The organism is Vibrio sp. R78045, assembly GCF_042466085.1.
Taxonomy (GTDB): domain Bacteria; phylum Pseudomonadota; class Gammaproteobacteria; order Enterobacterales; family Vibrionaceae; genus Vibrio; species Vibrio cyclitrophicus.
This window is the reverse complement of record NZ_JAXHBS010000008.1, coordinates 804,076-825,316: the sequence shown is the minus strand read 5'-3', so window position 1 is coordinate 825,316 and position 21,241 is coordinate 804,076. Positions and strand designations below refer to the sequence as shown.

Genomic DNA, 21,241 nt, shown 5'->3' with positions numbered 1-21,241 from the left:
CTCTTTTATTCTCTCTTACCCTTTACCACCTCAATAAACTCATTGCGCCAGATAAAAGAAAAGGCTTACTGTTGTAAGTAAGCCTTCAAAGTAGTGTGAACTAATTGAGAGTTAGAGCTCTCATTGAACTAAGCAGTAGGAGCGCTATTCACAAGTACTTCACGAATAGATTTAAGCGTCGTCTCCGACGAATGGTAATCCAACGCAACCTCAGTGAAGATACCGTTAACTTCAAGCATTAACGTTGGGTAAGAATGTACGCCTATCGCTTCTTTAAAGCCTAACTGGTCATCCAATTCACTTTCCAATAGTTTGCTAGAAAGATCATTTTCAAACTGTTGTACGTTCATACCCAACTCTTCAGCGAGTTGCAGATGAGTATCTTGGCTGTGTGGCAACATCGCACGCAAATAGTAAGCATGTTGAATCGCTTCAAGCATGGCTTCATAGTGGTCTTGAAAACCAGCAGCTATCACAGCGCGGCACGCTGGATAGGTGCTTCGCACAGGTTTGCACTCAGTCCAAAATTCGTGGTTAAATTCAGTACCCAGCTTAGCTTCGATCTGCTTCCAGATAGCCTGAAGCTTGCCTTTCATCTCCTCAGACATTGGCTCATCAGAATCAGGAGCTAAACCGCCAACTACGTAATTAAACTCAATGCTCGCAGGCAATTGTTGTTTCAATAACTCAAGTGTTGGCTTGTATCCCCAACACCAGCTGCACATTGGGTCATGTACATAATGAAGTTTCACGTCCATTGTTCATTCCTTATTGAGTCAATGACTCAATCAATTAAAACAAAAAAGGAGCCTAATTAAGGCCCCTCATTTTATCTATTCAAGCAAAAAAGCGAGAACTTACTCAGCGTCATCGCCAGCAACTTTAGCCGCTGCTTCTTTAACGATTGGCTGAAGTTCACCTTTTTGGAACATCTCAAGAATGATGTCACAACCACCGATTAGCTCACCTTCAACCCAAAGTTGTGGGAAAGTTGGCCATTGTGCGTAAGCTGGAAGCTCTGCACGGATATCAGGGTTTTGTAGAATGTCTACATATGCAAATTTTTCGCCACACGCCATTAGAGCTTGAGATGCTTGAGAAGAAAAACCACAGCTTGGCAGCTTAGGAGAACCTTTCATGTAAAGTAGAATGGTGTTTTCTTCAATTTGCTGTTTGATTTTATCGATAGTTTCCATTGCTTCCTCGTTAATGGATTACGGCTTTCATTGCCTTTATTCTACCCCAAACCAAAAGAATAAAAACCATATAAAAAAAATGGTTAACAAGTTAAGCTAACAATTCACACAAAAGTGATGAATTAAGCTTTTAATAAAGTAAAAACTTGCTAAACTATATCGCAAGTCAGCAAATTGACCATGGTTGTCAGTATAGCCAGCCATGAATAATAATATCACTGGAAGCAATCGAAAGAGTTAACTCTTTCATATCAATGGAGAATTGAGCAATGGCATTTGAACTACCGGCTCTTCCTTACGCGAAAGACGCGCTAGAACCACATATCTCAGCAGAAACGCTAGATTTCCACCACGGTAAGCACCACAACACTTACGTTGTTAAACTAAACGGTCTTATCCCAGGTACTGAGTTTGAAGGCAAAACACTAGAAGAAATCATTAAGACTTCTACTGGTGGTGTTTTCAATAACGCTGCTCAAATCTGGAACCACACGTTCTACTGGCACTGTCTTGCTCCTAAAGCAGGCGGCGAACCAACTGGCGCTGTTGCAGAAGCTATCAACGCCGCATTCGGTTCTTTCGAAGAATTCAAAGCAAAATTCACTGATTCAGCAATCAACAACTTCGGTTCTTCTTGGACTTGGTTAGTTAAAAAAGCTGACGGTTCTCTAGACATCGTTAACACTTCTAACGCTGCAACTCCTCTAACAGATGAAGGTGTTACTCCACTTCTAACTGTTGACCTATGGGAACACGCTTACTACATCGATTTCCGCAATGTTCGCCCAGACTACATGGCTGCATTCTGGAACCTAGTAAACTGGTCTTTCGTAGAAGAGAATCTAGCTAAGTAATTTTTACTTATGCTGCGCTATTAATAGCGAGTGACTTATTAAAAGCTCATGCCTCGGCGTGAGCTTTTTTGTATCCGTCGTATTTTCAGCTTGAACATGGAAGGTGAAATGAGTTAACAGAGCTTGTTTTATCACCGACTCCTTCAGTTACCCCTAATCGAAACTAAGCTCTTATCTGCTCTACATAGATTATGTATTTGTCTGTAACTAAACACTAAAGTTTGCCGACTCCGTGCCGTTAAAGGTGTATCAAATGAGAGGCAACATGCAAATACACACTTTAGACAAAGCAGGAATCATCAACGAACTAAAGTTCGGCATCGGGATCAACCAAGCGGTTGAACAAGGTCGCCGTGCAGATTTCGCGTTGCTGCTATCCATGTTCTCTAATGATGTCCGCGATTGTACTCCTATAAATACTATCGAGGTAACCGAGACTAGCGAAGATCGCCTGCGCAAACAATTTGGTGTCGCTGAACCTCAACAATTGCGTTCTGATCAATCCTCATACGAAATTTCTGCACAACAGTCGAATTACTTTCATCAAGCAAGCCTTGCTAGTGCAAAACTAAGTCATTACTTAAAACCAGAAGCACTGGCTTTTATGCCTGAAGATACTGGCGATTTTCCCGAAGACGTCTACCAAAACCTTTCAGGTCACGACCGACGAAAACTTGCAAATAAGCACTTACCTGAATTACCTAATGCGACTCTTTACAACGATCTCTCTACCGCTCAACGTCAGTATCAAATTCAGGCCCAAGTATAGTCACAACAAACCTTACCTCACTGCCTGCTCATCAGCTCCTAAATTGTATCCCTTAAGCAATTGATGTGAGTGATATGAACCACTAGCCTTAGGCACACTCAAAATACAAATTGTGGGTTACGTCTTGAAGTTACTACAAAATGTGAGCTGCCACTAAGTTCATACAAACTTATCAATTGGTACGTCTTAGTTTGAACCAATTCACACCCGTTGTATGAAATTTAACCCATCCTTAAACGACATAGATTATTTTCTTAGGTGTTTGGATGGAAATAAAAAGCTCAATCATATTGGTGACATCAGCAGGCTCGCGCTTGGGAGGAACGATTGCGAACCACTTTGTTAACCTTGGAGCCACCGTTATCCTTTGTGATAAAGATCCTACAGCACTGCAAGAAACCTATACCCAATGCTCTCGACTCTCTGATTCGGTCTACCGCTATACGCTCGAAAGTAATCATAACCAAGCCATACTAGCGGTCTTCGATTTTGTCCAGCACACCTTCAATACGACACCTGATGTGTTAGTTAACAACTGGATCAGCGTTCCAATGCCAAGTTTGATTGGCGACCAACCCGTCAGTAGTTATATTGATGATTTGTCTTCGAAAGCCTCTACCCTTTTTGCATTTGGCCAGATAAGTGCTGAGCGATTACGAGAAGAAGATAAAGAAGGCGTGATCGTCAATGTGATCTCTCATGATGATTTCAGTGATGTATCAGGTTTAGAAAGTGCTAACTCAATGATTACCGGCTTTACCCATAGTTGGGCTAAGGAACTCACCCCATTCGGGATACGAGTTGGTGGGGTCGTTCCTGCCGTTCACAATGCAGACGGAAAACTCAACCGATGTCATTGGGCTCAACTACAAGATGAACTGACCAGAACAACCGAGTACATCATTTCTAATGACTACTTCAGCGGACGTGTCGTCGCTGCCGAAGTGTAGATCCTTTTTATTTTCTTACTTTTTATATTGTTAGTTTTAACCTAACCGACCACATAAAAAAGCCCCAGTCTCTCGACTGGGGCTTTGTTCTTTTCCCGATTAGATAAGGTTCGTGCTAGCGAAAACTTATCTCAAAACTAATGCTTACTTATTATGCGTTAGCTTTTTCTTTTTTAGCTTTTGGCGCTTTCGCGTCAGCTGGCTTTTGATCTGCTTTCTTAAGGATAACTGTAGTACCTTCGAAAGTTTCGCCTTCAACGTATGGTTGGCCGAAGTAAGAAGTTGTTAGAACTTCTTTTAGCTCAGTGATTAGAGGGTAACGTGGGTTAGCACCTGTACACTGGTCATCGAACGCTTCAACAGCTAGCTCGTCTAGTTTAGCGATGAAGTCAGACTCGTTAACACCCGCAGCTTGGATAGATAGTGGGATGTCTAGGTCAACTTTAAGCTCTTCTAACCAAGTCAGTAGACGTTCAATCTTCTGAGCAGTACGGTCACCAGCTTGGCTTAGGCCTAGGTGGTCAGCAACTTCAGCGTAACGACGACGTGCTTGTGGACGATCGTACTGAGAGAATGCAGTCTGCTTAGTTGGGTTATCGTTCGCGTTGTAACGTACAACGTTAGAGATAAGCAGTGCGTTAGCAAGACCGTGTGGTAGGTGGAACTCAGCACCAATTTTGTGAGCCATTGAGTGACACACACCTAGGAATGCGTTCGCAAATGCTACACCAGCGATAGTTGCTGCGTTGTGTACTTTCTCACGAGCGATTGGGTCAGCTGCACCATTTTTGTAGCTTGATGGTAGGTATTCTTTAAGCATCTTAAGAGCTTGAAGAGCTTGGCCGTCTGAGTATTCGTTCGCAAGAACAGATACGTAAGCTTCAAGAGCGTGAGTTACTGCATCGTAACCACCGAATGCTGTTAGAGACTTAGGCATGTTCATTACTAGGTTAGCATCAACAACAGCCATGTTTGGCGTAATTTCGTAATCAGCTAGTGGGTACTTAGCACCAGTCTTGTCGTCTGTAACAACCGCGAATGGAGTAACCTCTGAACCCGTACCAGAAGTCGTAGTGATACATACAAGCTCAGCTTTTTTACCCATTTTAGGGAACTTGTAGATACGTTTACGGATATCCATAAAGCGCATTGCTAGTTCCGCGAAGTGAGTTTCTGGGTGCTCGTACATAACCCACATGATCTTAGCAGCATCCATTGGAGAACCGCCACCTAGAGCAAGGATTACGTCAGGTTGGAAGCTCTTCATTGCTTCAGCGCCTTTCTCAACAACAGACAGTGTTGGATCCGCTTCTACATCGAAGAATACTTGAACTTCAATACCTTGTGCTTTAAGGATTTGTACTACGTCGTCTGCGTAACCGTTGTTGAATAGGAAACGGTCCGTTACTAGGAATGCGCGTTTCTTACCTTCTAGGTCGCTCATAGCGATTGGAAGGCTGCCACGACGGAAGTAGATAGACTTAGGTAGTTTGTGCCACAACATATTTTCAGCTCGCTTCGCTACAGTTTTCTTGTTGATAAGGTGCTTAGGACCTACGTTCTCAGAGATAGAGTTACCACCCCATGAACCACAACCAAGAGTTAGAGAAGGTGCAACGTTGAAGTTGTACAGGTCACCGATACCACCGTGAGTAGTAGGGATATTGATTAAGATACGAGCCGTCTTCATCTTGTCACCGAAGTAACGAATGCGGTCTGCGTTAGTATCTTGGTTAGTGTAAAGACCAGATGTGTGACCGATACCACCGATTTCAACCATTGTTACAGCTTGAGCGACAGCATCTTCGAAATCGTCTGCGCGGAATAGACCTAGAGTCGGAGACAGTTTTTCATGAGCGAATTCGTCATCGTAAGAAACTTTACCAAGGCCTTCACCAACAAGTACTTTTGTATCAGCAGGAACTTTAACACCCGCCATTTCAGCGATTGCTGGAGCAGGTTGACCTACGATTTTAGCGTTTAGGTTGCCGTCGATAAGAAGAACTTTACGAACTTTATCTGCGTCAGTTTTAGATAGAACGTGAGCTTTGTGAGAAGCAAAACGCGCTTTAACTTCGTCATATACTTCGCTAACTACGATTGCAGCTTGCTCAGAAGCACATACAACACCGTTATCGAATGTTTTAGACATAAGGATAGATGCTACAGCACGTTTGATGTCAGCTGTTTCATCGATAACTACAGGAACGTTACCAGCACCAACACCGATCGCAGGCTTACCAGAAGAGTATGCTGCTTTAACCATGCCTGGACCACCAGTAGCAAGGATAAGTGCGATACCGTCATGCTTCATCAGCGCGTTAGAAAGCTCTACCGATGGTTGGTCGATCCAACCGATGATGTCTTTTGGAGCACCAGCTGCTACCGCTGCGTCTAAAACCAGTTTAGCTGCATCGTTTGTTGAATTCTTTGCACGTGGGTGTGGCGAGAAGATGATGCCGTTACGTGTCTTAAGAGAGATTAGAGATTTGAAGATTGCTGTTGAAGTTGGGTTCGTTGTTGGAACGATACCACAGATGATACCTACAGGCTCAGCGATAGTCATAGTGCCTAGGCTTTCATCTTCTTCTAAGATGCCACATGTTTTTTCGTCTTTGTATTTGTTGTAGATAAATTCTGAAGCGAAGTGGTTTTTGATAACTTTATCTTCAACAATACCCATTCCAGATTCAGCAACGGCTTGTTGAGCCAAAGGAATACGAGCATGGTTAGCAGCAAGAGAAGCTGCACGGAAGATTGCGTCTACTTTCTCTTGAGAGAATGTTGCGAACTCTTCTTGAGCTGCTTTAACGCGAGCTACTAGAGCATCAAGTTCCGCTAAGTTAGTTACAGGCATGGTGGATCTCCTAAAATAATAAATATTAAAAACTTTTTATTAATTTCACTGCTTGTCTTTAACCCTAATTCACAGCGTTCTTAGTAAATTGCTTTCAGGGCTGAGTATATTATTTCACAGTGTGAAAAAAATTGACCCAGATCAGTTACCCAAAAATAATTAACCAGAAAGTAGTAAGGCAATCGCAAAAACAAACTTAAGAGTCTGATTTATATAGATTAAAGTCACACTTTTCGTTAGCGCAAAAAACAAGCAAACAGACAAAGTTTTTTTACATAGAGTCATAACTTGTAAAAAACTTTCATTTTTAGTCCGTTAAATTACATGTATACAGCTGTATTCGTGCTACTGAGAGTATATCCATAGCGTTGCACGGGCTAGATTCTGACATATTTTTTATTAATTTCGTGCGACAGTTAACATTTACTCAATAAGATATTACAAAATGAAACACCAACGACTAGCTTGCAACAAGGCTAGTACAAAAGTGAGATTCAATTAGTTTTTCTAAGAAAAATCCCCTATTTCGCGTTAGTTTTTTTCATTCGTGAAATTTAGAATTGTCACTTACATTACGCGCTCTGACTATGTACAGATCAAACCCCTCAATCCTAAGAACGCTATCTGGAGATCGCTCTCATGCAAGGTTTAGAACTCGCAATTTTTATGCAATTCTTCCTTGGGCTTGTTGCTGCCGTAAACCCAATCGGCATAATGCCTGTTTTTGTTTCTCTTACTGCTCATATGCCCCCAGAAGAGAGGAATAGGACAGCCTTACAAGCCAACGTTGCTGTTGCCGTTATCTTGATTGTGTCGCTTGTCGCGGGACAATTGCTTTTAGACATGTTCAGCATCTCTCTCGACTCATTTCGAGTTGCAGGCGGCTTGCTATTATTGAGCATCGCATTTTCGATGATGAGCGGTAAGCTCGGTGAAGATAAGCAGAACAAGCAAGAGAAGTCTGAATACATTAGCAAAGAGCAAATTGGGGTCGTTCCTCTAGCGATGCCTTTAATGGCTGGCCCTGGTGCAATCAGTTCGACCATTGTTTATGGTTCTCGCTATCCAGCCGCGATTGATACAGTAGGAATCGGCCTTAGCATTATTGCTTTCGCGACTTGCTCTTGGCTTCTGTTCCGTTCTGCGCCAGTTATCGTTCGCTTTCTTGGTCAAACAGGAATTAATGTTATCACCCGTATCATGGGCTTGATTCTGGGAGCACTCGGCATCGAATTCATTGCAAACGGGTTACGTAACCTATTTCCAGGATTAGCATAACAATATCGGTATAACCCGCCGTTGTGGGGACTCAGCATTGATATTAACGAGGCGAGTAAAGTGGTTAGGCTTTCACTCGCCTCATGATTATGAAGCTTGTATAATCACAGTTAATACATTTAACAAAAGGTGAACTTCACCCTATGTCACGTCAGCCTCTTAAGCATCATTTGTACGTCATTATTTTTGGTACTCATACTCCAGCAGGACGTGCATTTGATATCTCTCTGATCATTGCGATCGTCGTTTCATTGATCGTGCTAATCTTAGAGTCAATCCCGAGCGTGATGACCGAATGGTCACAGCAGTTACGTTACATCGAATACAGCTTCACAGCACTATTCACACTAGAATACTTATTGAGGCTTTATTGCTCCCCAAAACCTAAGTCCTATGCCACCAGCTTCTATGGAGTGGTTGACCTACTCGCCATTCTTCCAACATACCTTGCAATCATCTTCCCAGGTGCTTCGTTCATGGGTGTGGTCAGGCTGTTACGTGTCATGCGCATATTCAGAATTCTTAAGCTGGTTCGTTATTTACAAGACTCCAATATCCTGCTGCGTTCGCTATTAATGGCAAGAAGAAAAATACTTATCTTTTTCAGCACTGTTGGCATCCTCGTCACTATCTTTGGGTCACTAATTTTTGTCATTGAGGGGCCTGAAAATGGCTTCACAAGTATCCCTCAAAGTATCTACTGGGCAATTGTGACAATCACGACGGTGGGTTACGGAGACATCACCCCACAAACCGCGTTTGGCAAAGCTATCGCATCACTGACCATGCTATTGGGTTACTCTATTTTAGCGGTGCCTACAGGGATAATTACCGCAGAACTCAGCAATGAAATGAACTCTCATAAAGAGTTGGTTAAGTGCCCTAACTGTAACCGTGCAGGCCATGATTCGGATGCCATGTATTGCAAGCACTGTGCAAGTGAGTTAGCAGATCCAGACAAACGAGTCGTCGCCAAAGATCCAGACTAAGCATCAGATACAAAAAAAGCGCCTTAAGGCGCTTCTTCTTTAATTATTATCAGAGATGAGGCAGTTACGCTTTCTCAGAAAGAATAATACGTAATGTACGACGTAGTGGTTCTGCAGCACCCCACAGCAGTTGGTCACCAACAGTGAATGCGTTCAGGAAGTCGTTACCCATAGACATCTTACGTAGACGACCTACTGGTACAGACATCGTGCCTGTTACTTTCGCTGGTGTTAGTTCCTGTGCCGTAATATCACGGTCATTAGGAATCACTTTAACCCAATCATTGTGTGTCGCGATTATCTCTTCAATCTCGTCCATTGGAACGTCTTGCTTAAGCTTGATTGTTAGTGCTTGAGCGTGACAACGCATTGCGCCGATTCGCACACAAGTACCGTCAATTGGGATTGGCTGACCATCTAAGCCGAGAATCTTATTCGCTTCAACGCCCGCTTTCCACTCTTCTTTACTTTGACCATTTTCACGTTTCACATCGATCCAAGGAATCAACGAGCCTGCAAGAGGTGCACCAAATTGATCAGTTGGGAATGAAGATGAACGAATGGTGTCTGCCACTTTTTTATCAATATCAAGAATTGAGCTTGAAGGGTTAGCTAACTCAGAGCTAACGCTATCGTTGATAACACCCATTTGCGAAATCAGTTCGCGCATGTTCTTAGCACCAGCGCCGGATGCCGCCTGGTACGTCATGGCACTCATCCACTCAACCATGCCTTTCTCATATAAACCACCCAAAGCCATAAGCATTAAGCTCACGGTACAGTTACCACCAACGAAAGTGTTAGTGCCACCGTGGATGCCTTGTTGGATTTGAGCCAAGTTAACAGGATCAAGAGTGATGATTGAATCAGCGTCCATACGTAAAGTAGAAGCTGCATCAATCCAGTAACCTTTCCAACCTGCTTGACGCAATGCTGGGTATACTTTTGATGTGTAATCGCCACCTTGACAGGTAATCACGGCATCAAGCTGTTTTAGGCTATCAATATCAAAAGCGTCTTGAAGTAGACCCGCATCTTTACCACCTAAAACAGGGGCAGGAATACCAATCTGAGATGTGCTGTAATAAACAGGCTCAATTAGGTCGAAATCTTTCTCTTCAACCATACGTTGCATCAGTACAGAACCAACCATACCGCGCCAACCAACTAGACCTACTCTCATCGCTCACTCTCCATGTATAAATTAAAAATTGCTCTCCCCCATCTATAAGTTTTTCAGAAACAGAACTCAAGTGCTTTTTGTCAAAAAGTGTAACTTTTTCGTTTCTTTTAAGTGAACGCGATGAATCACGCAGTTATCTCTTGTTGTTCATTCCGCCGCTTAGTCACTGATAAAACACCGACTATCACCAAACTTATGTGTTTATTGATATGAATTGTTCAATTTACGAGCAATTAGATCCTGCTTGCAACAGTAATTACCACTATTTAACAAAGGTTAACCAGAATAATATTTTACACAACGAAAACAACGTGCGACAGAATTCAACATGTAACAATCATGAATTTAACAAATTTTCAGACCATGAAACCACGAAACATTTATTTAGCAGTCAAATATCACAACTTAGACGCATTTTTTCGATATAATAAACTAATTACTGTAGTGTCCGTTTTGCACCACACACTATAACGAAGCACTATAAATGCTCGAAATAACAAGAGGCTTTTATGAAGCAGAGTAAAACTCGTCTACCGAACCTATTGCAGGTATTCATCGCGTTAGGACTATTTCTATCCCTTGCTTTTTCCTTTACAGCAAAGCTTGACCTACCAATCCAACTTGCCTTGTACATTGGCTGGTTCATTATCATGGTTTTGGGTATTCGTCTTGGACACCAATACAAAGACTTAGAAAAAGCAGCACTCAAAGGAATATCCAATGGCTTAGGCGCGGTTTTAATACTTTTAGCCGTTGGCGCTCTTGTTGGTACTTGGATCTCTGGCGGGATCGTACCTACTATCATTTACTATGGTCTGAAAGCTATCCACCCTTCTATCTTCCTTTTAGCGACCATGATCATCTGTTCTCTAACTGCATTGGCGACCGGCACCTCATGGGGCGCTGCAGGTACAGCAGGTATAGCGATGATGGGTATCGGCCAAGGTCTAGGTGTTCCAGCACCGATTACTGCCGGTGCAGTGCTGTCAGGTTGTTATTTCGGTGACAAAATGTCTCCGCTTTCTGATTCAGTGATTTTGGCTTCTTCAATGTCTGGTGTTGAAGTAGTTGAACACATCAAGGGCATGCTTCCAGTTGCGTTAATCAGCTACGTGATTACAGGCATCATGTTTACTGCGTTTGGTTTCCACTACGCGGGTAACGTTGACATGAGCCAAGTTGATTCTGTAATCAAAGCGATGGAAGTTCAGTTCTACATCACGCCTTACTCATTCGTTCCGGTACTTATTGTGCTTGGTTTGTTGGCTTTCCGCATGCCTTCATTCCCAGTCATCAGTTTTGGTTCTCTGCTGGGTATTATCTGGGCAGTCATGATCCAAGAGATCGACTTCCTAACGGCATTCAACACTGCTTGGGCACCTTTCTCCATCTCATCTGGCGTAGAGTTCATTGATTCGATTCTTAACCGTGGCGGTATGTCTTCCATGCTGGGTTCGGTTGCGGTCATCGTATTTGGTCTAGGTTTCGGCGGCTTGCTGGATAAAGTGGGCGTACTAGAGACAATTGCTAAAGTGTTCGAGCGCCGAGTAAACAGCGCTGGCTCACTAGCAACTAGCACAATTGGTACGGCTTTCATGGGTAACGTGTTCGGTTCAGCAATGTATGTATCACTCATCCTTACGCCAAAAATCTGTGCGAAAAACTACGACCGTTTAGGCTACAAACGTAAGAACTTATCTCGTAATGCTGAGTTTGGTGGCACGCTGACCTCTGGCATGGTGCCTTGGAGTGACAATGGTATCTACATGGCGAGTATTCTAGGTGTCGCGACACTATCTTACGCACCATTCATGTGGTTAAGCTTCATCTGTATCATCGTGACTATCGTGACTTCTTACATGGGTTGGTTCGTTGATAAGTGTGAACCAACGGCACCTGCGTTTGAAGCTGAAGAGGCGACAGAGTTAAGTAAGCAACAGGCTTAAGTTTATGAGCTAATGCTTTAGGGCATAACTCAAAACGTTAATAGAGAAATGCAAAAAGAGCGCCCTAGAGCGCTCTTTTTTAACCTTCTAATTCATCTATTTACATGTTTACTATTTATTTATGGTTCGCTTACCCAACCAGTAACCGATTCCTAAAGGTGCAAAGAACACGACTAAGATAAACAGGATGAAGTAGATAACCACACCTTTGATTAACTCCATCAGCTTATCAATTGCAAGCACAACCACATCTTGAGAAACACGGTCTAGATCTTGAGTGAACAACTCTCTTTCTGATGCCACAATACCAGCAATTTCAATCCGCTCTTTCGCAACCATCTCTATCAGAGCTTCTCTCTCTCGTGTCACCATATTTTCTAGTGCCACGCGTTCATCGCTTAGTCTCTCTAATTTTTGGTCTGTCTTATCGCTCAAGTCATTCAGTAGCGGCTGCATTTCTGTCGACATAATCGAAGCTAGCGTTTGCATGTACTCAGGGTTATTTTCAATAAAGTCCTGCATGCTTGCTGATGTTTGACGAAGGCTTGCGAGCGTCATAGACAGGTCTTCACCCGTTAGCGAGCTATTCAGAGCGACTAACTCTGCTTTCCACGACATCAATTTTGGTGTTTGATCCGCCATCAAGCTTAAACGGTCTGACGCATCGTTCATCGCCTCTGGCATCGTTCCTAAGCTCTGAACGATTTGCGACTCGTCTTTCCCTAGGTAACTCAGCCATTCACGGTAAGCGGGTGTGCTTCTGAATGTGAGGTCTTTAAATGGGTGGCTAGCAACAAACTGCGCAACGAAATCTTTGCTCTGATCGAAATCGCTCGAGCTCAATACGCCTTTTGCGAGTTTCTTTACTTCTTGATCAAGAAAAATAGCGGTTTCTACCGCATCATTTGTCTCGAACAAATCAGCCCCTTGACTTTGAGCATAGAATTGATTCATTTGCGCAGTAAATACCCAAGAATCAATCAACGCTGACATCGGTGAAGTTTGGTAAGCCGCTTGTTGTAAGCCCTGCTCCGCATGGATCTTCCAAAGCAAAACATAGGATTGATGTAGGGTGTCATCGTCAGAGTAAGATTGCGCGATCAAGTCCGCGGAGCCTTCTACTCGTGTAAAAAACATCTTGGCGTATTCACGCGTCATAATTCGAGCGTTTAGCTCTTGCTGAGTGAGAGGTGTCGACTGACTGTCTAACTTAACTTCTAATAGAGAACAACCACTTAACGCAATGCTAAGCAACAATACCATCCAACTTCGACTCAACACTAGTAACATATAAACCTCTGACAAAGACTAAGGGCGCGGATTGTATGAGCACTTCGTCAGAGTATTGTCAAAATTTCTATGAAAGTTAATTCCGACTATCTAAATAATCTACAGCGGCGTCAACAGAAGCTTTTATTGCCAATTCTAATTCTTCTAAATCGTGCTCACTGATGGCTCTAGATTGTTTCATTGTCATTTCAACGCTCGCTGCAATAATGGCTAATCTCGATGCTTTGATACTACCAGCCACACCTTTCAAGCTATGCACAACACGCGCGGCAGAAGTTTCATCATTAACCAATAAAGATTTGAACTTCGTGTAATCATCAGCATGGTCTTGTACAAAAACTCCAAGCAGCAATTCTACAGATTCAGCGTCACCATCGAGCGTTTCTAACATATCTTCGATATCAATCGCAGGTTTTGAATCGGTCACACTAGCGATATGTTTCCCGGCCATCGACACTTCTTCCAGATTTTGTGAGCTTGTAACACTTGCTGTTAATACATTTTTGTCTAAATTAACACTTGGAATTGTTGGATTAGCGCTTTGAACTTTTAGATTAGAGCTCTGTTGTGATTGCGGTTCTGAGTGTGGGTTAAGTGACGCTTTTCTCTTAGTGTGTGTGTTATTGTTAGATTGTTTGAGGCTCGGAGAAATCGCATTGTCTTTAGACTTTTGAAACACGTGCTCTTCTTCACCAGAAAGCGATATAAAGTCTTTGTTATCAGATTCGTCCTCAGTGTCTAGTCCCAAATTTTCCGCTGATTCTTGCACGACCATTTTTGAGCGAACACATAATAAGACTAGCGCTATCATAGCGACCAAACTCAAGCCTAACATCACAACCAAAAGGTTGAATTGACGATCATGAAATTCAGCTTCGAGTTTAATGATCTGCTCATTAACCGAGTTTTTCTTAATTTTATCGACCAAATAATGGAGCTTAGCGTAATCACCTAATAAGGCTGAAGCATCCACCAACAGTTGTTGGATTGCGTCTTGCTCTTCAGTTTTTAATGAGTAAGATTTTTTTAGAATAGAGTCAAAGGCTCGATAGGTGGCTGATGAGCTTTGACTATCGGAATACATAGCTTCAAAGACAACAACACCAAATTCGTTCATCAGAGGTTTTAATTCAGAAGAAAGATTATTATCTGCACGCATTGCTTTAACCGTATCAACAATATCTTGAACCTGACTTTCGATTGGAATGAACTCGTCAAACTTCTCTAAAAACTGATCGGCTACGTAAAGCAGTTGATTTACATCAGGGCGAAACAAGGCATGTTGGAAATCAGACTCAATCTGCAATCGGATCGAGTAAACAAGTTGTGCATCAAGTGCTAAATCATTAATTCGAGACACTCGCAGCGGTTCAGAGAAATAAAGCGATTGCCTCAATTCATTGACGCGAATACCAAGTTCTTCAATTTGAGCGAGAGAAGTAGTGTAAGAACGGCTTAAATTCAGAAGGGTCAATGAAGGCAATAGCCACAGAGCCAAGAGCACAACCAAGAAAGTGGTTGGTTTTTTAAAGCGACTGGGCTTTGCTACTGATTGTTCCATCTATATTCCTTGTGCGTGTCGTCGATAAGCCATTATCCTGGCTAAGAATACCAAGCACAAAACAAGCGACAGCATCCTGCTGTCGCTTTTCACCATTAACTCAGGACTATGACTTATTGCGAGTCAGTTGGTCACGTAAGTTAGGTGGTGTGCCTTTAATGGTTAGTGTGTCAGTCTCTGGATCGTAAAAGATACGTTCACCAAGAAGTAGACTATCAAAACTAACATTCAAACCGCCACCAGCACCAACAAATTTTGTTAGTTTACGCATAGTTGCGCGATCAGCTGGAAAACTTTCTTCTAACTCGTAGCCTTGCTCACTAGTATAGTCAAAGAAGCTTGTGCCATCAGTGCTCGCTGGCAGTTCTCCAGAAAGCTCACGAACTTGAACCTCATCACCCGCTTTTAGCTGTTCGTTACAGTAATCCGCAACTTGCTTTTTGTAGCTGATCGCCTCTTCTTTCTCTAACTTAGAGTCAGAAACAAAATCTTCTACCGCTTGCATCAATACCTGGTTTTGTTGCTTGGCGTCTAAACCCACTTCAGCTTGTAGAAAATCTAAGAAAAAATCTGCGACTTTACGACCAATACGCCCCTTTATATAAGTAAGGTAACGGTTTGACTCTTTGTCTGTATCGTATGTTGAAAGATCAAGGCGTGCCACGATGTCCATCTTTGAAATATCAAGATAGTCAGTCGCGCTAATGTCGAGACCTTCTGTGACTTTCAAACTTTGGTTCGAAGGCAGTAAGCCAATGAAAAGGTAGTCTGTTGCCAGTGATTGATATTCAGCTAACACCAACGTGCCTTCATCAGCAAATGGATACTTTGAAAGTTCATCTTTTAGACGTAGAGCACTTTTTTGAGAGAAATCATAGAAACTTTGCTCCCCAGCTCGAAATTCATGCAACGACTGCTGGAATTCGCTGTCGGATTTGAAAGAACCAAACCCTTTGCCTGCTTTTGAGTTGAACACGCGGTGAAGCTCAGCCACTAGGCTTTCAGATGAAGCATCGTTCTCTAGAGATTCAGCACGATAGTTAACAATCAGCTCTTCCTGATCGTTCTTGCTTAGTTGGTGTAAAATTACGTTGGAAAGGTGAAGGCTCATAGTGAAAATATTACCGTTCAGGTTTCAGTTGTCATGCATAGTAGGTTATCATAAGCCGCTTTTACTATCATTATTAGAGTCCTTATGCCGATTATATCTAAATACACAGATGCACAAGTTGAAAAAATCCTAGCTGAAGTGGGTGCTGTTCTATCTAAGCACAAAGCTTCACCAGAACTTTCACTGATGATCGCTGGAAATATCGCAACCAATGTCTTAAATCAGAACGTTGCTGCTTCACAACGCAAAGGAATTGCTGAAAAATTTGCCGAGGCTTTAATTTCTTCTCTTGAAGATAAAAAGTCTCACTAAATTTGATTGACGGATAAAAGAATTATAAATGGTAGACAGCGCAAACTCATATAGCGATCGTGTATCTCGACTGGTTGGTTGGGGTCATTGGTTTGCATTTTTCAACATCATTGCGGCGATGTTGATCGGTACTCGTTATATTACTCAATCGGCTTGGCCTGAAACCCTATTGGGTCAGTTTTATTTAGCTGCATCGTGGGTTGGTCATTTTGGCTTTTTAGTCTTCGCTCTCTATCTATTAGTGCTGTTCCCACTCACTTTTATTCTTCCGTCGAGGAAGTTACTACGTTTGGTTGCCGTTTGCTTCGCGACCATAGGTTTAACTGTCCTGTTAATTGATACCCAAACGTATCAAAATATAAACCTCCACCTGACACCTGTCGTGTGGGAGGTTTTATTCAGTGGCGAGGAATCTGCATTCACTTCTGATTTGCAGCACCTGTTCATTGTTATGCCGCTCATCTTCTTATTACAGCTAGGCCTATCTGAATGGGTTTGGCGTAAGCAACGTAAACTGTCTCATAAGCACATCGGCCGACCAATTACGGCAGTGTTCTTTTTGTGTTTCATCAGTAGCCACCTAACTTATATGTGGGCTGATGCGTTTTTCTATAATCCAATTACAAGCCAAAAAGCCAACTTCCCACTGTCTTACCCTATGACAGCGAAAAGCTTTATGGAAAAACATGGCCTACTAGACCGTGAAGAGTACCTCCAGCGCTTAGAAGAGAACAAAGAAAACGTAAATCTAGTTAGCTACCCGCTAGAAAAGATTCAATACAATCGACGCAGTGATGATCTCAACATCCTGATGGTCAGCGTAAATAACCTGCGTTCTGATGCGCTAAACGCTGCAGCAATGCCAAACAGCTACGCTTTCTCTCAACAAGCAATCAACTTTACTAACCATTACAGTTCTAGTAATGACATGTTTGGTATTTTTGGCTTGTTCTATGGGCTGCCAAGTAGCTACTCAAGCAGCATCCGAGCTCAAGGCTCAAATGCCGTACTGTTCGATGTTTTAGACAATCATAATTATAAGTTCGCAGCATTCAGTGGCGATAATTTCGACGATCCACTTTACTCGGAAATCATTTTCCGTGGTCGTGATGTTATGCCAGAGCAAGCAACTTATGATGACCAAAGTGCTATCCAAGCTTGGTCTGATTGGGTGCAATCACCAGACACTAAGGGTCCTTGGTTCAACTTTATTGAGCTAACGACACTCGACAACTTTTCGAATTACGATGCAAGCTCTGATCCTGCGTTAAGTACTGAAGAGCGCTTTGCGGCCGATTACAAAAAATCAGCACAAGCAGCCGATAGCCAGTTAGCGACTATTTACGCGGAATTAGAACGCCTAGAGCTTAGCGATAATACTGTAGTGGTCATCACTTCGAATCACGGTACTGAATTTAACGAAACCAAGACAAACAGCTGGGGTGCAAACTCGAACTACAGTCGCTATCAGTTGCAGGTTCCTTTAGTTATCAGCTGGCCAGGTAAGTCTCCCTCTGAGTACACACATCGTTCAAGTCACTTAGATGTGTCTGTCACATTGATGCAAGAACTACTGGGTGTGTCTTCAAACCCAACAGACTTCAGCAGCGGTCGCAGCCTGTTTGATGAGCGTAAGAGAAAATGGATACTAGCGGGCGATTCTCGTGAATTGGCGCTTGTTACCGACAAGCAAACAACAGTGCTCGACAAGTTTGGCAACTATAAACTGTACGACCAGGATTATAAGCGCTTAAAAGACGTAAGCCCGCGCTTACCAGTGTTGATGCAAGGCCTAACTGAGCTACAGCGTTTCTACACAAAAAATGACTAAATGATCATCAATTAAAAAAGGGAAGCCAACGGCTTCCCTTTTTTATTGCCATCAATGATTAGAAAACAAGCAACAAAACAAAATTATGTAAATTAAGGGTTTACAAGATCCTCCGCCCCTTATATTATTCACGCCACTGGAGGGATGGCTGAGTGGTCGAAAGCACCGGTCTTGAAAACCGGCAACCGTTAATAGCGGTTCTAGGGTTCAAATCCCTATCCCTCCACCACATTAAAGAAAGCCGCTGAGAAATCAGCGGCTTTTTTGCATCTGAAGTTTATGCCCAAACTTGCAAGCCTTCGCCCTAATCATTTGAAAATCTCAAGCTTCAAGTTCTCGCTATATTTATTCTCCTCCCCTAAGTTCCACCCATCGTGGTAAATAACTGATCACTCTAGCGAATGAAGAAACTCGATAACTGCGTTAGGGCTTTTGATTGCAAATACTCGCTTATCAGGAATAAACTGAACTTTTCATCGAAAATAACGCGCAAAAAATTACCAATAGAAATAAAAATATTAAAAAGCGTTCATAAAAAAAGCAGTCAGTTGGTAAGGGTATTTACAAGCGAAAGCCAGCCTTATATTATACGCGCCATTGGAGGGATGGCTGAGTGGTCGAAAGCACCGGTCTTGAAAACCGGCAACCGTTAATAGCGGTTCTAGGGTTCAAATCCCTATCCCTCCACCACATTAAAAAAAGCCGCTGAGAAATCAGCGGCTTTTTTGTATCTAAGGTTTATGTATCTAAGTTGAAGCTTATGCACTCAACTTATCAAGCCTGTGCATCAAGCAACTTTTCTGCTCACTTCAAAGCGTCCGATTAATTGATCCAATCGGCTTAACGCATTCCCCATTAAAGACACTCTACGTGCTAATTGTTTAGTAGAGAGTTGCAAGTCAGATATAGACCGTTGTGCCTTATCGGCAGTTTGCCCATTCTGCTGACTATTTTCATCTAGGTTAGACATCGTGGTAAAGAGCTCAGAAACCGCCGCTTGAATTTGTTCACTGCGAGCGTTTGAGTCTACTGTTAAGTTTCCTTTACTCACATTCTCAACGCCTTGCTCCATAGACTCAACAGCACTACGAGACTTACTATGTAGCTCTTTCATTAGGTCACTAATATGATTAGCGGCTTGGGATGTCCGGTCAGCCAGAGTTCTGACTTCAGATGCGACGACAGAGAATCCTCTCCCGTGTTCACCCGCTCTTGCCGACTCGATGGCCGCATTCAAGGCTAAAAGATTAGTCTGCGCGGTAATGTCAGTAATGATGTCTATAATGTCAGACACTTTGGACATTTCATTATTCACCTCATTAACACTGTTCGCTGAGCTTTCTACGATATTCCGAACAATCTCCATACCTTCGACAGACTGATTGTATTCCTCTTCCGCATTAAGAACAGCTTGCTTCATTACCACATCCATTTGCGTTGCCGATACAGTCGCATGGGTAATTTCACTCTGTTGATACTGACTCAATTGCAGCATATTACTTAACGCCTGTGATGCCTCGTCGCTAGTTTGGCTCATTACCACACTGCGGCGGAACATAGACTCTGAAACTTCTCTGACTTCATGACTAGCATGAACCAACTCACTAACCGTATTATCCAAATTATCGATAAAACTGTTGGTCCAACGCCCCAAATTACCAAGTTCATTATGACTGAATGTGGTTGGGTCGAGTCTCCGACTTAAATTGCCATCGCCTTCCGCTAAGGTTTGCATTACCCCTGTCATCTCATGAACTTTATCCGCTAACGGTTTGGCGCTGATCCATCTGAATAGGCCTAAGCTCACTATTGCGCAAGCGAACATAAGGCCACTTTGTAAGTAAGGCGAAAGTGAATAAAGGTTGGAGAGCAATAGCGGAATAAAGATGGGTAACGACATACACCCGATAAAATGCTTAGATAGGGTATAACTCAAGCTTCGGTCTCTATAGACTTCTTCCAAATCGGATTCACACATCATCCCAAAGGTGTCTGGAGATCCGTCCAGCTGAAATGTAAGCCCTTTTCCAATAACTGGTATATGACGGTAGTCTGAATAACCGGGGTATCCAACAAACAGGTTGCTCCCATTTTCAATGGTTTCCCTGACCCCCGGATGAAGTTGATTAGTGGCCGGATCGGTAAAGCGAATTTCGAACTCAGTGTGTTGTTGAATCTTGACCGTTCCCCAGTCAGTACTGATTCCTTGCTTTAAATTCTCACCATGAGAAAAAGTGTTATCTTCAAAACGAGAACGAGATAGTGCAACACCTGGTTGAATATGTGGATCATGAATCGAGTCCACCATAAAGATATAGTTATCACCCGACTCACTGTAGATATGCCCAGCTTCTCGTTGAATGATATCGCTAATCACATCATTGGGCACTCTGCCACACAAGAACTGCTGTGTGTTATCGTCTCGAGAGAACGGCACATAAAACATCAATGTGACTTGGTCATGAAACGAAGAGCTTGATGCTCCTACATTCAAAGTGCGCGAGTCCATATACGGCCCGTGTAGATAGCGCTGCTTTGCATTTGATATTGCTTTTTTATCTCCGATAGCAATACCGACATGCTCTTGAAAACTCGAAGCTTGTGCGATGCCTTTGCCATCAATGATCGCCAACTCAGAAAAATCCGAACTGCGTTTGAGCAGGCTCGCTAACGTATCCTCAGCTTGCTCTTCATTTCGACTCGCTAAATAAACAGCAGAGTCCTCTAGGAAATCCCATTGATTCTTGACCCAATTGTGAAGCAGTTTAACGCGAGTGTGAGCGATGCTTTCAAATGCTTGCTCAAGCTCTCTTGTTCTACTTCGATTTAGAAAACAGGCTCTTCGCATTGCCAGTTTACCTGTCACACCAAACCAATTAAGCCAACTGCGTTCCTTGTCCGTCAGGTTCATTTACATCCCTTGTATTTTTTATAGACACAGAGGATAAGCAATTTATAGACCATAAATAGTCGCAAAAATAAGTAACTATCTAATAAGAAAGTACTTTATTTAAGCCAAACTGGTGCAATTCCATGTCTTTTTTGGTGCAGGTGAGAACCATTATGGTGCAAGGGGTTTTTAGATAGCCGGTTTCTTTAATAGGTTTTTGGGGG

Annotated in this window: 15 protein-coding genes, 2 tRNA genes and 2 pseudogenes; 10 read left to right on the top strand and 9 right to left on the bottom strand. The window is 42.7% G+C overall.

The window, feature by feature from the left end; translation table 11 throughout:
- Positions 1 to 128: 128 nt before the first annotated feature.
- Both SJY39_RS06265 and SJY39_RS06260 read right to left on the bottom strand, forming a co-directional pair.
- Positions 129 to 758, bottom strand: a complete 630-nt coding sequence (locus SJY39_RS06265) for a DsbA family protein (RefSeq protein WP_010437114.1) — start codon at positions 756 to 758, stop codon at positions 129 to 131.
- A gap of 99 nt (positions 759 to 857) precedes the next feature.
- Positions 858 to 1,196 carry a Grx4 family monothiol glutaredoxin gene (locus SJY39_RS06260; RefSeq protein ID WP_009848715.1) on the bottom strand — a complete coding sequence of 113 codons (339 nt, stop codon included), beginning with the start codon at positions 1,194 to 1,196 and terminating at the stop codon, positions 858 to 860.
- Positions 1,197 to 1,465: 269 nt separating this feature from the next.
- On the opposite strand from SJY39_RS06260, the gene sodB reads away from it, so the two are divergent.
- The 3 genes from sodB (at position 1,466) to SJY39_RS06245 (ending at position 3,769) form a co-directional block, all read left to right on the top strand.
- Positions 1,466 to 2,050 (top strand): superoxide dismutase [Fe], encoded by a 585-nt coding sequence (sodB, locus tag SJY39_RS06255; RefSeq protein ID WP_016799205.1) that lies wholly within the window; start codon positions 1,466 to 1,468, stop codon positions 2,048 to 2,050.
- Between the two features lie 265 nt (positions 2,051 to 2,315).
- A complete protein-coding gene (locus SJY39_RS06250) occupies positions 2,316 to 2,819 on the top strand; it encodes a VC2046/SO_2500 family protein (RefSeq protein WP_261383653.1) in 504 nt (167 codons plus the stop codon).
- Positions 2,820 to 3,085: 266 nt separating this feature from the next.
- Positions 3,086 to 3,769, top strand: a complete 684-nt coding sequence (locus SJY39_RS06245) for an SDR family oxidoreductase (protein WP_016769061.1) — start codon at positions 3,086 to 3,088, stop codon at positions 3,767 to 3,769.
- Positions 3,770 to 3,920: 151 nt separating this feature from the next.
- Here SJY39_RS06245 and adhE read toward each other — a convergent pair whose 3' ends face one another.
- On the bottom strand, positions 3,921 to 6,626 hold the full coding sequence (gene adhE, locus SJY39_RS06240) for a bifunctional acetaldehyde-CoA/alcohol dehydrogenase (protein WP_016769062.1): 2,706 nt from the start codon (positions 6,624 to 6,626) through the stop codon (positions 3,921 to 3,923).
- 639 nt (positions 6,627 to 7,265) lie between these two features.
- Here adhE and SJY39_RS06235 point away from each other — a divergent pair.
- Positions 7,266 to 7,904, top strand: a complete 639-nt coding sequence (locus tag SJY39_RS06235) for a YchE family NAAT transporter (RefSeq protein ID WP_010437104.1) — start codon at positions 7,266 to 7,268, stop codon at positions 7,902 to 7,904.
- 143 nt (positions 7,905 to 8,047) lie between these two features.
- Entirely contained in the window at positions 8,048 to 8,893 is an 846-nt protein-coding gene (locus SJY39_RS06230) for an ion transporter (RefSeq protein WP_010437102.1), read from the top strand.
- Positions 8,894 to 8,957: 64 nt separating this feature from the next.
- Here SJY39_RS06230 and asd read toward each other — a convergent pair whose 3' ends face one another.
- On the bottom strand, positions 8,958 to 10,076 hold the full coding sequence (gene asd, locus SJY39_RS06225) for an aspartate-semialdehyde dehydrogenase (RefSeq protein ID WP_016792781.1): 1,119 nt from the start codon (positions 10,074 to 10,076) through the stop codon (positions 8,958 to 8,960).
- Between the two features lie 509 nt (positions 10,077 to 10,585).
- Here asd and nhaC point away from each other — a divergent pair.
- Positions 10,586 to 12,022, top strand: coding sequence for a Na+/H+ antiporter NhaC (nhaC, locus tag SJY39_RS06220; protein WP_016769064.1), 1,437 nt, complete (start codon positions 10,586 to 10,588; stop codon positions 12,020 to 12,022).
- A gap of 111 nt (positions 12,023 to 12,133) precedes the next feature.
- Here the strand turns inward: nhaC and SJY39_RS06215 are convergent, their stop codons facing one another.
- The 4 genes and pseudogenes from SJY39_RS06215 to yejK all read right to left on the bottom strand — a co-directional run bounded on the left by SJY39_RS06215 (position 12,134) and on the right by yejK (position 15,984).
- The gene (locus tag SJY39_RS06215; protein WP_010437093.1) at positions 12,134 to 13,312 is read right to left on the bottom strand and encodes a DHH family phosphoesterase; all 1,179 of its coding nucleotides are present in this window, start codon (positions 13,310 to 13,312) and stop codon (positions 12,134 to 12,136) included.
- A 76-nt stretch (positions 13,313 to 13,388) separates the two neighbouring features.
- Positions 13,389 to 13,760 (bottom strand): annotated as a pseudogene (locus SJY39_RS06210) (Hpt domain-containing protein); the annotation flags it as partial.
- 326 nt (positions 13,761 to 14,086) lie between these two features.
- Positions 14,087 to 14,873: pseudogene (locus SJY39_RS06205) on the bottom strand (Hpt domain-containing protein); the annotation flags it as partial.
- A gap of 106 nt (positions 14,874 to 14,979) precedes the next feature.
- Positions 14,980 to 15,984 carry a nucleoid-associated protein YejK gene (gene yejK, locus SJY39_RS06200; protein WP_016792779.1) on the bottom strand — a complete coding sequence of 335 codons (1,005 nt, stop codon included), beginning with the start codon at positions 15,982 to 15,984 and terminating at the stop codon, positions 14,980 to 14,982.
- 84 nt (positions 15,985 to 16,068) lie between these two features.
- Between yejK and SJY39_RS06195 the strand changes: the two genes are divergently transcribed.
- The 4 genes from SJY39_RS06195 (at position 16,069) to SJY39_RS06180 (ending at position 18,817) form a co-directional block, all read left to right on the top strand.
- Positions 16,069 to 16,296 carry a YejL family protein gene (locus SJY39_RS06195; protein WP_010437090.1) on the top strand — a complete coding sequence of 76 codons (228 nt, stop codon included), beginning with the start codon at positions 16,069 to 16,071 and terminating at the stop codon, positions 16,294 to 16,296.
- A gap of 28 nt (positions 16,297 to 16,324) precedes the next feature.
- Positions 16,325 to 18,127, top strand: coding sequence for a DUF3413 domain-containing protein (locus SJY39_RS06190; RefSeq protein ID WP_010437089.1), 1,803 nt, complete (start codon positions 16,325 to 16,327; stop codon positions 18,125 to 18,127).
- Between the two features lie 138 nt (positions 18,128 to 18,265).
- Positions 18,266 to 18,356: transfer RNA gene (locus SJY39_RS06185), tRNA-Ser, on the top strand.
- A 370-nt stretch (positions 18,357 to 18,726) separates the two neighbouring features.
- A tRNA-Ser gene (locus SJY39_RS06180) sits at positions 18,727 to 18,817 on the top strand.
- Positions 18,818 to 18,914: 97 nt separating this feature from the next.
- On the opposite strand, the gene SJY39_RS06175 is transcribed toward SJY39_RS06180, so the two are convergent.
- Positions 18,915 to 21,038, bottom strand: coding sequence for a methyl-accepting chemotaxis protein (locus SJY39_RS06175; protein WP_010437088.1), 2,124 nt, complete (start codon positions 21,036 to 21,038; stop codon positions 18,915 to 18,917).
- Positions 21,039 to 21,241 lie beyond the last annotated feature (203 nt).

Excerpts from the sequence above, each read along its gene's own strand:
- SJY39_RS06265 (WP_010437114.1), bottom strand. The coding sequence starts at position 758 with ATGGACGTGAAACTTCATTATGTACATGACCCAATGTGCAGCTGGTGT.
- SJY39_RS06260 (WP_009848715.1), bottom strand. The coding sequence starts at position 1,196 with ATGGAAACTATCGATAAAATCAAACAGCAAATTGAAGAAAACACCATT.
- sodB (WP_016799205.1), top strand. The coding sequence starts at position 1,466 with ATGGCATTTGAACTACCGGCTCTTCCTTACGCGAAAGACGCGCTAGAA.
- SJY39_RS06250 (WP_261383653.1), top strand. The coding sequence starts at position 2,316 with ATGCAAATACACACTTTAGACAAAGCAGGAATCATCAACGAACTAAAG.
- SJY39_RS06245 (WP_016769061.1), top strand. The coding sequence starts at position 3,086 with ATGGAAATAAAAAGCTCAATCATATTGGTGACATCAGCAGGCTCGCGC.
- adhE (WP_016769062.1), bottom strand. The coding sequence starts at position 6,626 with ATGCCTGTAACTAACTTAGCGGAACTTGATGCTCTAGTAGCTCGCGTT.
- SJY39_RS06235 (WP_010437104.1), top strand. The coding sequence starts at position 7,266 with ATGCAAGGTTTAGAACTCGCAATTTTTATGCAATTCTTCCTTGGGCTT.
- SJY39_RS06230 (WP_010437102.1), top strand. The coding sequence starts at position 8,048 with ATGTCACGTCAGCCTCTTAAGCATCATTTGTACGTCATTATTTTTGGT.
- asd (WP_016792781.1), bottom strand. The coding sequence starts at position 10,076 with ATGAGAGTAGGTCTAGTTGGTTGGCGCGGTATGGTTGGTTCTGTACTG.
- nhaC (WP_016769064.1), top strand. The coding sequence starts at position 10,586 with ATGAAGCAGAGTAAAACTCGTCTACCGAACCTATTGCAGGTATTCATC.
- SJY39_RS06215 (WP_010437093.1), bottom strand. The coding sequence starts at position 13,312 with ATGTTACTAGTGTTGAGTCGAAGTTGGATGGTATTGTTGCTTAGCATT.
- yejK (WP_016792779.1), bottom strand. The coding sequence starts at position 15,984 with ATGAGCCTTCACCTTTCCAACGTAATTTTACACCAACTAAGCAAGAAC.
- SJY39_RS06195 (WP_010437090.1), top strand. The coding sequence starts at position 16,069 with ATGCCGATTATATCTAAATACACAGATGCACAAGTTGAAAAAATCCTA.
- SJY39_RS06190 (WP_010437089.1), top strand. The coding sequence starts at position 16,325 with ATGGTAGACAGCGCAAACTCATATAGCGATCGTGTATCTCGACTGGTT.
- SJY39_RS06175 (WP_010437088.1), bottom strand. The coding sequence starts at position 21,038 with ATGAACCTGACGGACAAGGAACGCAGTTGGCTTAATTGGTTTGGTGTG.